At 57.7% G+C, this 13,647-nt stretch carries 7 protein-coding genes; 4 read left to right on the top strand and 3 right to left on the bottom strand.

All coding sequences use genetic code 11. The features are described 5' to 3' along the window. Positions 1 to 336: 336 nt before the first annotated feature. Positions 337 to 1,344, top strand: a complete 1,008-nt coding sequence (locus tag JNB88_RS34445; RefSeq protein ID WP_420832223.1) for a histidine kinase dimerization/phosphoacceptor domain -containing protein — start codon at positions 337 to 339, stop codon at positions 1,342 to 1,344. Positions 1,345 to 1,449: 105 nt separating this feature from the next. On the opposite strand, the gene JNB88_RS27615 is transcribed toward JNB88_RS34445, so the two are convergent. The 3 genes from JNB88_RS27615 to JNB88_RS27605 form a co-directional block, all read right to left on the bottom strand. Next, the gene (locus tag JNB88_RS27615; RefSeq protein WP_220358238.1) at positions 1,450 to 1,773 is read right to left on the bottom strand and encodes a hypothetical protein; all 324 of its coding nucleotides are present in this window, start codon (positions 1,771 to 1,773) and stop codon (positions 1,450 to 1,452) included. 70 nt (positions 1,774 to 1,843) lie between these two features. Then, entirely contained in the window at positions 1,844 to 2,506 is a 663-nt protein-coding gene (locus JNB88_RS27610) for a response regulator (protein WP_220358237.1), read from the bottom strand. Further along, positions 2,503 to 3,822, bottom strand: coding sequence for a sensor histidine kinase (locus JNB88_RS27605; RefSeq protein WP_223217353.1), 1,320 nt, complete (start codon positions 3,820 to 3,822; stop codon positions 2,503 to 2,505). The genes JNB88_RS27610 and JNB88_RS27605 overlap by 4 nt, the downstream gene beginning before the upstream one ends. Positions 3,823 to 4,735: 913 nt before the next feature. On the opposite strand from JNB88_RS27605, the gene JNB88_RS27600 reads away from it, so the two are divergent. Genes JNB88_RS27600 through glgB form a run of 3 tightly spaced genes read left to right on the top strand, consistent with a single transcriptional unit; the run spans position 4,736 to position 13,447 of the window. Next, the gene (locus JNB88_RS27600; RefSeq protein ID WP_220358236.1) at positions 4,736 to 7,948 is read left to right on the top strand and encodes an alpha-1,4-glucan--maltose-1-phosphate maltosyltransferase; all 3,213 of its coding nucleotides are present in this window, start codon (positions 4,736 to 4,738) and stop codon (positions 7,946 to 7,948) included. A gap of 16 nt (positions 7,949 to 7,964) precedes the next feature. After that, complete coding sequence (treS, locus tag JNB88_RS27595; protein WP_220358272.1) at positions 7,965 to 11,243, top strand: maltose alpha-D-glucosyltransferase; 3,279 nt, start codon at positions 7,965 to 7,967, stop codon at positions 11,241 to 11,243. Beyond that, the gene (gene glgB, locus JNB88_RS27590; RefSeq protein ID WP_220358235.1) at positions 11,240 to 13,447 is read left to right on the top strand and encodes a 1,4-alpha-glucan branching protein GlgB; all 2,208 of its coding nucleotides are present in this window, start codon (positions 11,240 to 11,242) and stop codon (positions 13,445 to 13,447) included. The genes treS and glgB overlap by 4 nt, the downstream gene beginning before the upstream one ends. Positions 13,448 to 13,647: the final 200 nt, after the last annotated feature.

Below are 13,647 nucleotides of genomic sequence, written 5' to 3'. Positions count from 1 at the left end.
AATTCGCTGGCACGGGAACGATTGCGGAGAATAGACGACTCCCTTGGCGAGCAAGTCACCTCGGCAAGTCGTAATCGTGTCCATCACCTCAACGCTGCGGTCGCAGATCTGCCTCCCGAAGTTACCACCTATGTCGTGGGCGCGACCGGAACAACGCTCTTCTCGAACGACCGCAACATCAAGCCGATGGATGTTACGGATCGGGACTACTTCGCGAAGTTGCGAAACGGAGCCGATGAGTACGTGTCCTCGATGATGATCAGTCGACTTACTCAAAGACAGATCTTCGTGTTCAGTCGAAGAATTGAACGAAACGGTGTGTTCGCGGGGGTCGCCGTGATCGCCTTCGACGGCAACATTTTGAAACCGGTGTGGGATGCGGCCGCACTGGGCCCGAATTCCACAGTCGGATTGATTCATAGGAACGGCAGGCTTGTCGCTCGCCATCCGGAGCCCGACGGCCCCGTTGACATGAGCAAATACGTTCTTTTCACCGACTATATGCGCAAGAAAACCTCCGGAACGTACACCGCATCTTCTCCGGTCGACAAACGTGAGCGCTTAGTCGCCTACAAGATCATCGAGCGCACACCGTTTGTGGCAATCGCATCCGCCGATATGGGTGTCGTCATGCGGCCGTTCTGGAACGATGCAAAGATCGCAGCCTTGTTGTTATCCCTTGCGACGGGCGCGGTTTTGGTAGCGACCAGCCGCATCCGAAGCCTGAACCGCTTGGAAGCCGCCCACGTCAACGCGCTCACGAGCGCACTGCAGACAAACAAGGAGCTGATGCGCGAGATACATCATCGCGTCAAGAACAATCTCCAGACAGTAATGTCCCTGCTTCGCCTCCAGGGTTTCGAGGCCAAGGCAGTGAATGATCTCAGCGAGCGAATTGCGGCCATGTCCTCAGTTCACGAGCAGATGTACGGGTTCGACGAATTTACATTTGTTCGAGCAAAAGAGTTCATACCTGGATTTGTCAGGAAGATCGTAGGCTTCCACCCGCAACCGATCACTGTCAGTTTCACCATTGATGACATCTCCATCGGTGCCGACGAAGCCACTCCGTTCGCACTGCTTGTGAACGAGCTAATCGTCAACTCCATGAAGTATGCTTTTCCCGGACGTGAGACTGGACATATCTCCGTTGAACTGACGCGATCCTCAGACAAATGCATTCTTGTCGTGGCTGACAACGGCATCGGCATAGAAGGGAGTACAAAGTCCGGAATGGGAACGAGTTTGATCAAGGCGTTTGTTAAACAGCTGCAAGGAAGCTTCCACTACACATATGCCGGGGGCGCAAGGTTCGAAGCTGTGCTAAATCTCGAGGGGAAATAGCAAGCCCTTTTTCCTCGACGAGATGCCAGCCAATCTCCACCCGGCCGGGATAAATGCCGGCCAGGGAGACGTCCAGCGTCAGGTCGTGGTGGCCGCGCAACAGGATTACGGGATCTGCAGCGCGTCGTCATGCTCGAGATCGAAGACGATTCCGGTGTCGTCGCCGATCGGAGGCGTATCTCCATCCATCTGCAGACCGGCGGGTGAGCGTACCTTAATGGCCAAGCGGAACGATCGAGCATAGTCAACGCCAAGCTGAAGATCTCGTCGCAGCCTCTTCCACCATTCTTCAAGAGGACCGACTGAAGACGAAGACATCGGACGCTCGCCGCCGGAGCCGCCCTTGGCATTCTCGACATCGAGAAGATCGTCCTCTCCATCTCGCGCCAGAGCACCAACCAACGAGGCCGAGCACGGTGGATGCGTCATAGCAAGCCTTGCTGCTGGCCACGTCTCCCTCGCCAGCGGACTCTCGTCTTTCTTGAACCTCAAGCAGGAGCTATCCGTTTTTACGTGGGGCCTCCGAGATCTTCTGCGCAATGAGCGCCAATTCGATACGATTCTTCGCGTCGAGCTTTCTGAGAAGCCTCGACACGTGAAACTTCACGGTCCGCAAGGTCGTGCCCGTCTCTGCGGCAATTGCCTGATTGCCCATTCCGCGGCCCACACATTCCAACACGTTGCGCTCCTTTACCGACAGCTCGCTAAAGGGATCGCCATCGGTTCGAGATTGTGTGCGCCCCTTCATTGCGGCGACCAGTTTGGAACCCATGGTGGGCGAAAGATACGTGCTGCCGCGTTGAACGGTCGTAAGCGCGTCTATCAACTCCTTTGCGGCAATCCCCTTTAGAATATAACCCGACGCGCCGGCCTCCAGCGCTTCCAGGACGTCTTCGTCATCCTCCGACACCGTCAGCATCACTACCTTCACATCGGGCCATCGCTCATGGATTTCTCGCGCCGCGGCGACCCCGCCGCCCGGCATCGAAATATCCAGAAGCACGATCGCCGGCTGGTGGAGCGCTACCAGGTCCAGAGAATCCTGCCTGGATGCACCTTCAGCAACAACCCGCAGGTTTTCGTTCAGGGCAATCGTCTGCGACACACCCATGCGAAAGAGCGCGTGGTCGTCGACGACGATGACAGAAGCCGGCTCCGTCATTCAAATCCCTCCTCCAGCTCAAAGTACATCGTCAGCCGAGTTCCAGTGTCCGCACAAACGATCTGCAGGCTCCCACCAAGGCTCTCGATGCGTTGCCGCAAACCATGAAGGCCCATTCCTCCGCCGGTGCGGGCACCTGGCTTGACAAAGCCCGGCGGGGGTCCCCTGTCTGAAACGATCACTGTCATGCTCGCTGCTTTCATCTCGCACCATACCTCCTGACCATTTCCGCCTGCGTGCCTGTAGGCGTTATTTAGGCCCTCCTGCACAAATCGGAAAAGGCAGATCTTCAGTGCCGCCGGAATTTCCCGGTCAGTGCCAACGATCGTGGAGACGACCTCTGTGCCCGACCGACCCTCGTGCATCTTGACCGCACGCCCGATGATGCGACCCGGTGGGAGATGCTCGATGTCCGGCAAAATAAGCGATCGGGCAATTACGCGGATCTCCGCCAAGGCGCTATCGAGCGTCTCCTCGAGTACGGTCAGCGGCGCCTCGCGATCCGGATCGGACCTCGACTGACGGACCTGTTCGACCTGGAGGCGCGCGAAGGAGAGAAGCTGGGCCGGGCCATCATGGAGATCTGCGCCGACGCTGCGCATCAGCTTCTCGTTTCGTTCGGCGAGCTGCATTGATGCGTGCCGTGCGATAGCCTGGAGCTCAGCCAGCTTGTGCGAATTGGCCTCCGCGTCTTCCGCGCGCTGGCGCAAGGCGCCTCGCTGCTCCTCTATGGTGATGCTCCCCCGGCGAACGATCGCGAAAAGGCAGAGCAGGATCGCGCAAGAAGCTAGAGCCACTGACGCCCAACTCACCAGCCGCACGCGCGCCACCTCGTGATCAAGCGTTGCGGGATCCTCCTGGATCTCCGCGACCGCAATGATCCTGCCGGACGAATTGTCACGTAGCGGGCTATAGATCTCCAGGTAGCTCGTCCGGAAATCGCGAGCGATATGCTCACCTGCGTCGAGGTCGGCAAAGGAAAGAGAAACCTCACCCGACAGTGCACCCCGAGCTCCAGGAGGGAGTATGAACCTCTGTCCAATCAGATCCGGTGCTATCGAATAGGCGATCGTTCCATCCGGCGTCCAGATCTCGACATGGGGAAAACGTCCCTGCAACATGGGATCAGCAAAAAGGTCTTGGAGTTTTTTGATATCTTCAGGTGAAAGATCGTCCGCCGAGGCTAGCTTCTGAACGAGCGGTTCCGTCATGCTCTGAACAAAGGTTGCGACCGCACCGGCTTTGCTGCGGATCGCATTCTGCTCGACGATGCCAGAGATGAGATAACCCGATATCGCTGTCGCGAGAAGGATCAAGACGCTGCTTGCACACAGAAATTGAACCGACAGGGGTTGTCCCCTAAACCAACTTTGCGCCCCTTTGAACCACAATCCCTGTCTCCCCGATCGTGAAAGCAGCTATTTGCCGGAACAGACCCAACCACATGATTGCAGGGTTCGCCTGAAAAGTAAAAGTCTGGCTTCGAGAAGCGTTTCACTCTCGCAAAGCCAACCTCTTCGTTACCTCTTGGTGGGCCTCCCCAGGGTGTGCGCAGTAGGCCATAGATCGCCTGAAACAGCCGGGAGGGCTCCACTTAGCTGAGGGTCACGGTTTGGCGCGTTCTGCGATCAAAGCCGCTACCCTGCGGCGTAAAATCGAAAATACTACGTTCAGCAGCTCCATGATATCCGACGGGCCTTGCCTGTTGCCTTCGCCGATTGGCGCATATCGGCATCGGATGCCAAGCGATCCGTCGTTCCCTCATTGACGCGCCGCTGTGGCCGGATTTTTCAATAGCCGTTGCCAGTGCATAGTATTAACGAGGCTGGGAATGCTGAAATCAGTTCTGTCGCGGGCACTGGAGGCGCCCTCGAGCGCAAATCTTTGGGTGCGTCAAGTTCAACCCCGTCATAGCCGAGAACGCGAGAGGGCGGGGGACTTCTCAAGAGCGTCCGGAAAGGGCGCTCGTTTGAAGAAGATGAAACTCACCTCCGAGCCTAGGTCGCAAAGGGCCCGGTTTGGGGGGCCTGCGCCAACAATTCACACTGCCGCCGCCCGTGGGTTCACCAGCCGTCTGCCTCCCATGCTACCCGCGACGAAAACGGCCGTCGGTGGAAAACCGGCGCTGGCCTGCGTCATCTGATGTGCTGAGAGGGAACAAGTACAGACCTCGCAGGTTCCACTCGAACGCCGATAATGCGAGCCGGACGCGCGGAGACATACCGAGTGATGACGACAGCATCCCCATCGACCGCCTCCCTTCATCCTCCGATGATCTATTACGTCAACCCACTTCTTCTTTCCGGGAGGGACCGATGGCTGGAGATCTTCGACCACGCCGCGCTCCTTGGTTTCGATACCGTGCTGTCAGCTCCGCTCTTTAAAAGAACCGCGGATAGCCTTTTCTCCGAAGTGGTCTACGATGAACTCGATCCTGCTCTAGCCCTTCCCGGCGATGCGGAAGATGCGCTTGCGATGCTGGCGGGCGAAGCCGACAGGCGCGGGATCAATTTCATGGTGGACTTGGCGATTAGCGCAGGTGTCGACGGCAATACGGCTTCGCCCGGTCTCGACCCGAGGCGGTCGCCGGTCTCACCGCGACGGAATGCAAACTTTTCTTCCGCGCCTGTAGAAATCGAGGACTGGCAGGCGCGGCTAGCAAGCTATGCGTCCATAGGGATTGCGGGCTATCGCGCTGTCGGACTCGATAGCCTTTCAACCACGGTTTGGCAGCAATTGATCGCTTCCTCTAAGGCTATAGACCCGGCGATCCGCTTTTTTGCGTATACGCCGGGAACTGATTTCGTGCTGCGGAACGCCCTCGTCGGCTGCGGGTTCGATGCGACGTTCTCCTCGCTTGCCTGGTGGGATCTGCGTGAGGGCTGGCTCCTTGATGAGCATCGGTTGCAGCGCTTGATCGGGCCGCAAATCGCCTTTCCGGAAGCCCCCTTCGGGCGGAGGATAGCGCATGGCACCGAAAGTCGCGAGATCCGAGAGCGGAAATCGCTCCGCGCGCTGTATCTGGCAGCCGAGATCGGCGACAGTCTGCTTGTTCCGATGGGCTTCGAGTTTGGCACCATGCTGCCGCTCGATCCGACACACGGACATGGTGAAGGGCTTCGCATCTTGCGGGCCGAAGGCGCCTTCGATCTTACTGGTGAACTGCGCGAGTTAATCTCGGCCCGCAGCAGCGCCGTAAAACACTTTGTCAAGTGCGAGATGATGAACCAGGCGACTGTCATCCTGCAGGCCGATCGGCCTGACGTCAGGAGCGCCAGTGATGTGCAGCTGATCGCCGTCAACAGGGACCTGCGGCGGCCCGCCACCATTACTCGAACAATCCTGACCCGCATCTTGTCCCCCTTCGCGCCAGTTGATGAAACTGCGGCCAGTCGGCGCCTGGAGCCTGGAGAGGCCCGTGTCATCGCCACGAGAGCGCTACCGCCCGTCGTAGCCGACCAAGGACAACTTCAGCTTAGGCATGCAACATCATCGCCTCGTATAGCCATCGAGAAAGTCTCGCCGCAGGTCGACGACGGTCGCTTTCCGGTCAAGCGCATCGTCGGAGAGACTGTCACGGTCGAAGCCGACATATTCGCGGACGGCCACGATCTCCTTTCGGCGGCCCTTCTCTATCGCCCGCGTGGACAGGCGGAGTGGCGGGAAACGCCTATGGTTCTTTTCGAAAACGACCGATGGCTAGGTAGCTTCGCGCTCGACCGCGTTGGTCGCTTCGAGTTCTGCGTCGAAGCGTGGAAAAATCCTTTCGCGATCTTCCGCTACGAGCTTGTAAAGAAGCACGAGGCTCGGCTCGATCTGCGACTGGAGTTGATAGAGGGTGAAGATCTGATCCGGCGCGCAGCGGCGGAGCCGGCCGAGACGATGGCAGACGAAGACCGGGCGGAGCTCGCCTCATTACTGATCAAACTTGAACACACGGAGGGCGTGTCCAAGCTTGACATTCTGCTTGCCCCGCGACTGGCCGAGCTCATGGAGCAAGCCGATCGGCGACCTTTTACCTCCCGAACAAGGACCTATGGCCTGGAGTCGGAGAGGCGCGAGGCTGCTTTTGCTAGCTGGTATCAGATCTTTCCCCGCTCCCAAAGCGGTGACCAAAACCGTCACGGCACGTTTGAGGATGTGATTGCCCGGCTGCCAGCCATCCGCGATATGGGCTTCGACGTTCTATATTTCCCTCCAATCCATCCGATTGGCCGTACCAACCGAAAGGGGCGCAACAATTCGCTGATCGCCGCACCCGGAGATCCAGGCAGCCCCTACGCAATTGGTTCGGACGAGGGTGGTCATGAGGCCATTCATCCCGAGCTCGGTGAATTTGGAGACTTCGAGCATCTCGTCGAGGAGGCGAGGAAGGTGGGACTTGAGATTGCCTTAGACCTTGCAATTCAGGCTTCTCCCGATCATCCCTGGCTGCGTGAGCACCCGGGCTGGTTCGACTGGCGCCCCGACGGCACCATCCGCTACGCGGAGAATCCTCCGAAGAAATATGAAGACATCGTCAATGTTGACTTTTATGCGAAAGACGCAGTTCCCGCGCTTTGGATAGAGTTGCGTGACATTGTCGAGATGTGGGTCGAGGAAGGCGTCCGGCTTTTCCGCGTCGACAATCCTCACACCAAGCCTTTTCCGTTTTGGGAGTGGCTGATTGGGGACATTCGCGCCCGCCACCCAGACGTCATCTTCCTGTCTGAGGCTTTCACACGGCCGAAGATCATGTACCGGCTTGCCAAGGTGGGTTTCTCGCAATCCTACACGTACTTTACCTGGCGGAACGAACGGTGGGAGCTCGAACAGTATATGGTCGAACTTATCACCAGTGAGGCCAGGGAGTTCTTCAGGCCGCATTTTTTTGTCAACACACATGACATAAACCCTGACTTTCTGCAGAACGCTCCACGTGCGGCCTACCTTATCCGCGCCGCGCTTGCCGCTACCCTGTCCGGTCTCTGGGGCGTCTACAATGGCTTCGAGCTATGCGAGGGACGCCCCGATGCCAAGCGCAAGGAATACGCCGACAGCGAGAAATACGAGATCCGTGCCTGGGATTACGATCGTCCGGGCAACATCAAGGCAGAGATAGCGATGCTCAACCGCATTCGCAGGGATAATGAGGCATTACACTCGCATCTCGGCCTGACGCTACTGCCGTCGTCCAACAACAACGTGATGTTTTTCGAGAAGGCCAGCGTTGGTCGCGACAACGTCCTCCTCGTTGCCGTGACCCTTAATCCGCATGCGATCGAGGAAAGCAACGTCGAGTTTCCGTTCTGGCGATACGGACTTGGCGACAGGGCAACGCTTGCATTTGAAGATCTTGTCAGCGGCGAAAGCTTCAGACACAGCGGCAAATGGCACACGATGAAGTTGGATCCGGCTCATTTGCCGTTTGCCATATGGCGCGTCAAGGCAGGAGAGGCGTGAGATGGACAACGTCTTGATGGAAGACAAGGTGACAATGGCCCACGATCCGCTCTGGTACAAGGATGCAATCATTTATCAATTGCATATAAAATCCTTCTACGACGCCAATGGCGACGGCATCGGCGATTTCGATGGCCTGTACCAGAAGCTCGACCATATTGCGGCGCTTGGTGTCAATGCCATATGGCTTTTGCCGTTCTTTCCCTCGCCGCGCCGCGACGATGGATACGATATTGCTGACTACCGCAACGTCAGCCCTGACTACGGCACGCTCGATGACTTTGTCAGGTTTGTAGCTGCCGCGCACGAGCGCAACCTCAAAGTCATCATCGAACTTGTCATCAATCACACCTCCGACCAGCATCCCTGGTTCCAACGTGCCCGGCAGGCCCCGGTTGGAAGCTCTGAACGCGATTTCTATGTCTGGTCCGACAATGATCAGAGATTTCCTGAAACCCGCATCATTTTCCTCGACACGGAAAAGTCAAACTGGACCTTTGATCCGATCGCCGGCGCCTACTACTGGCACCGATTCTATTCACATCAGCCCGACCTCAATTTTGACAACCCGAGAGTGATGGAGGAGCTCGTCGATATCATGCGATTTTGGTTGGAAACCGGAATTGACGGCTTCCGACTTGACGCGATTCCTTACCTTGTCGAGCGCGAAGGCACCAACAACGAAAACCTGCCGGAGACCCACGTGATCCTCAAGCAAATCCGGGCAGCCCTCGACGCTACCCACCCAGGCGTAATGCTCCTTGCCGAGGCAAATCAGTGGCCCGAGGACACGCGGGAATATTTTGGCGACGGCGACGAGTGTCACATGGCGTTCCATTTTCCGTTGATGCCGCGCATGTACATGGCCATCGCCAAGGAAGATCGCTTTCCAATCACCGACATCATGCGCCAGACCCCTGACATTCCAGAGACATGCCAGTGGGCGATTTTCCTCAGGAACCATGATGAGCTCACTCTAGAAATGGTGACCGATGCCGAGCGCGACTACCTCTGGGAAACTTATGCCTCAGACAAACGTGCGCGGATCAATCTCGGTATTCGCCGCCGCCTGGCCCCGCTCATGGAACGCGACCGGCGACGGATTGAGCTGATGAACGGACTGCTTCTGTCGATGCCCGGCACACCAGTCGTCTATTACGGCGACGAGATCGGCATGGGTGATAATATCTATCTCGGCGACAGGGACGGAGTACGCACGCCGATGCAGTGGTCACCGGACCGCAATGGCGGGTTTTCGCGTGCAGACCCGGCACGCCTTGTCCTGCCGCCGGTGGCCGATGCCCTTTACGGTTTTGAGGCGCTCAACGTCGAGGCTCAGGTTGGAGACGCCCACTCGCTGCTGAACTGGATGCGGCGCATGCTGGCGTTACGCGGCCGGCACGCCGCCTTCGGACGTGGCACCTTACGATTTCTGAGACCAAGCAACCGCAAGATCCTCGCTTACCTTCGTGAGCATGGCGATGAGGTCATCCTTTGCGTGGCAAACCTGTCGCGCCTGCCACAGGCTGTTGAACTCGATCTGTCGGCCTATGAAGGCCGCGTCCCGATCGAACTCACGGGCATGTCACCTTTCCCTCCGATCGGGCAGCTCACTTACCTGCTAACCCTGGCACCCTACGGCTTCTTCTGGTTCCAGCTCAACAGTGAGGCAGACGGCCCGGCCTGGCGCACCGCACCGCCGGAGCAACTGGCGGATTTCGTGACATTGGTGTTCCGGCGAAACCTTGCGGAGCTTGTGGAGCAGCCTGAACATTCAGCAACCTTTAGTCGCGATATCTTACCGTCCTACCTTTCCAAGCGACGCTGGTTCGGGGCCAAGGATCAGGCCCTTATTGAAGCACGTCTCGTGTCGGCAACCCCCATACCCTTTGCCGACGGTGTTGTTCTAGGGGAGCTTGAGGCGGTGCTTCCAGATCACATTGAAACCTATCAGCTGCCGCTTGCCGTTGAATGGGACGATACACCGGCCAACGTGCTCGGCCAGCAGCTGTCGCTTGCGCGCATCAGACAGGGTCGTCGGGTCGGTTTCCTCACGGATGGATTTGCGGTCGAGGCGATGGCACGCGGCATCCTGCGGGGACTATGCGACAGATCGATTGTCAGCGGGCGTACGGGACAGATTGAGTTTATGGGAACCGACCAGCTCGACTGCCTGGCGCTGTCCGACGACATGCCGATCCACTGGCTCTCAGCCGAGCAATCCAATAGCTCGCTCATTGTCGGATCACTGGCAATGATCAAGCTGATCCGTCATGTTTTCATCGGCACGCATCCTGAAGTGGAGATGACGCGCTATCTGACCAAGCACGGATACGAACATACCGCGCCGCTGCTTGGCGAGGTCGTGCGCACCGACGGCGAAGGCCGGCGCTCGACACTGGTCATCGTGCAGGGCGCCATTCGCAACCAGGGCGACGCGTGGAATTGGATGCTTTCTAATCTGAGACGGGTAGCCGACGAGATCGTCATCACCGAGGCCGCTGTGGAGTCAGCCGATGAGCAGCTTCGCCCGCTTTTGAACTTTGTGGCTATGGTTGGAGAACGACTGGGCGAGCTGCATGTGCTCTTGTCACAGCCAACGACAGAAGAGGCCTTTTCCCCGCGTCGAGCAAATGACGTCGATGTCGAGACGATCCGTAAGTCGGTCACGGGGGAAGTTGCATATGCTTTCTCCAAGCTCGCCGATCTCGGCGAAGACGTCGATCGGACGATGGAGGTGCAGGTCAGTTCGCTTCTTGAGAAACAGGACGCTATCATAGAACTAGCCAGCGCTCTCGCGGATGCAGCGAGGGAAACATTGCTGACCCGTGCCCACGGTGACTTCCACCTCGGTCAAATCCTCGTCACTGAAGGCGATGCAGTAATCATCGATTTCGAAGGAGAGCCCGCGCGCAATCTTTCTGAGCGTAGGGCCAAGACCAGTCCGCTTCGCGACGCAGCGGGGCTTTTGCGCTCCCTCGACTACCTGTCGGCGACCGCGATGCTTGAAAATGATGCGATATCCGACCATCACGACACGCGTCGACGGGAGGTCATTGCGAAGTTTGGCTCCAGCGCCGAAAAGGCCTTCCTGCACTCCTATGCACGAGCGCTCTCAGCGGCTCCAGATCTTCCAAGCTCTCAGGAGGAGATCGGACGCGTTCTCGACGTGTTCCTTCTGGAAAAAGCCGCCTACGAGATCGCCTACGAGGCTCGCAACCGGCCGAAATGGCTGCCAATACCATTGAACGGTTTCACCAGAATTCTGGCTCGCCTCTCGGAGAGCCGCTCATGACCATAGATTTTGCCGACATTTTCTTCGGTGTGGAGGCCGATGCGATTGGAGCCCTCACCGAGGGACGCCATGGTGACCCCTTCTCCATCCTTGGACCACATGGCACGAATGGCCGTCACTACATTCGGCTCTTTCTGCCGGGGGCGTTGGGCGTCGACATCATCGCGCGGGACAGCGGAGGGCTTCTCGCTTCTGCCGATCTCGTCCATGCGGCTGGCCTCTTCGTGGCTCAGATACCGGAACCGGCCTCCTATAGCATACGGGTACATTGGCCCGATGCCATCGATGTCACGGATGATCCATACAGGTTTGGTCCGCTGCTTAGCGACCTGGATCTTCATCTAATCTCGGAGGGCACGCACTATCATCTGTCGCGTGCGCTTGGCGCCAACCCGATGACGATTGACGACGTCGCCGGTGTACGCTTTGCAGTGTGGGCGCCGAACGCGAGGCGGGTGTCGGTCGTGGGCGACTTCAATAGTTGGGATGGGCGGCGCCATCCCATGAGACTTCGCCCGCAGGCCGGTGTCTGGGAAATATTCATTCCGCACTTGACGGTAGGCGAACGCTACAAGTTCGAGATCATCGATCAAAAAGGCAACGTTCTACCTCAAAAAGCCGACCCGGTGGCCCGGGCGGCAGAGCCGGCGCCATCGACTGCATCAGTGGTTGCTTCGGCCAAGCCCTTCACTTGGACCGACGCTGCCTGGATGGATGCTCGGCGTACCGGTCAGTCCGCAACAGCAGTCAGCATTTACGAGGTGCACGCAGGATCGTGGCTGCGTGACATGAGCGAAGGGGCACGGCCTCTCGACTGGGTCGAGCTGTCTCAGCGAATAATCCCATATGTCCGTGACATGGGGTTCACACACATCGAGTTGCTGCCGATCATGGAGCATCCCTTTGGTGGATCATGGGGCTATCAGCCGTTGGGACTGTTTGCGCCAACCGGCCGCTACGGTACGCCTGAAGATTTCGCTTACTTTGTCGACCGTTGCCATGGCGCGGGGATCGGCGTCATTCTGGACTGGGTCCCGGCGCATTTTCCGTCCGACGTCTGGGGCCTGGCGCGTATCGATGGCACTGCACTCTATGAGCACGAAGATCCGCGCGAGGGGTTTCATCAGGATTGGAACACGCTGATCTACAATCTCGGTCGCAACGAGGTGAAAGGCTTCCTGATCGCCAGCGCGCTGGAGTGGCTCGAGCACTACCATATTGATGGGTTGCGCGTTGATGCCGTGGCGTCAATGCTCTACCGTGACTATAGCCGCGCAGAGGGTGAGTGGATTCCGAACCAGTATGGCGGGCGTGAAAATCTTGAGGCAATTGAATTCTTCAAACACCTCAACAGCATCGTTCACGACCGCTATCCGAACGCACTGATGATTGCCGAAGAATCGACCGCCTTTCCCAATATCACCAAATCGCCTCGAGATGGCGGGCTTGGCTTTGATCTGAAATGGAACATGGGATGGATGCACGACACGCTTCAATACATGTCCGATGACCCTGTCCACCGCAAATATCACCACGGCTCGATGACGTTCGGGATGATCTATGCCTATAGCGAGCGCTTCATTCTACCGTTTTCCCATGACGAGGTTGTTCATGGAAAGGGATCATTGGTTGGAAAGATGCCAGGCGATGATTGGCTGAAGATGGCCAATCTTCGTGCACTGTTTGGGTTTATGTGGGGCCATCCCGGCAAGAAGCTGCTCTTCATGGGATGCGAAATCGGCCAGACAACCGAATGGGATCATGATGGGTCCGTAGAATGGGATATTCTTGACGATCCCGTTCATGCGGGCTTGCAGCGTTTGGTGCGGGATCTCAATCGCATCTACCGCCACTTTCCCTGCTTGCAATACGGCGACGATGAACCCGACGGGTTCGAATGGGCGGTCGCTGATGATTCCGAAAACTCTGTGCTTGCAATGTTACGTTATGACAGGAACCGCAGTTCAGTAGCTCTGGTCATATCTAATTTCACGCCGGTCTCGAGAACCAACTACCGAGTGGGCGTTCCTTTCGGAGGGATTTGGCAGCAGGTTTTAAACACTGACGCTTGTGTCTACGGCGGCACGGGTGCATGCGCTGGCGACTGTTGCAGCGAGGAAATAGAAGCGCACAGTCGTAAACAGTCCCTTCGCCTTGACCTCCCTCCCCTATCGACAACGATATACGTTCACGAGAGAGCCTAATGCTTCGACGATCCGCTTCTCAAGCGTTAGACTGCAATCAATGTTGTAACGGCTGCGCACCGCTTAAGGTCGGCTGTTTCTGTGAAACCGGCATCTAAACCAATTCGCCTCGGGGTTGCAGGTGATCACAAACCTTGAAGCCGGAAGACCTTACCTGCTGCTCCAGGCGATGGGACTTCTCATCATCAGGCTGGGGCTGG

The sequence above is a fragment of the Rhizobium cauense genome (assembly GCF_019511525.1).
GTDB lineage: Bacteria > Pseudomonadota > Alphaproteobacteria > Rhizobiales > Rhizobiaceae > Rhizobium > Rhizobium cauense.
Note: the sequence above shows the minus strand (reverse complement) of the source record. Positions and strands in the feature narration are given on the sequence as shown.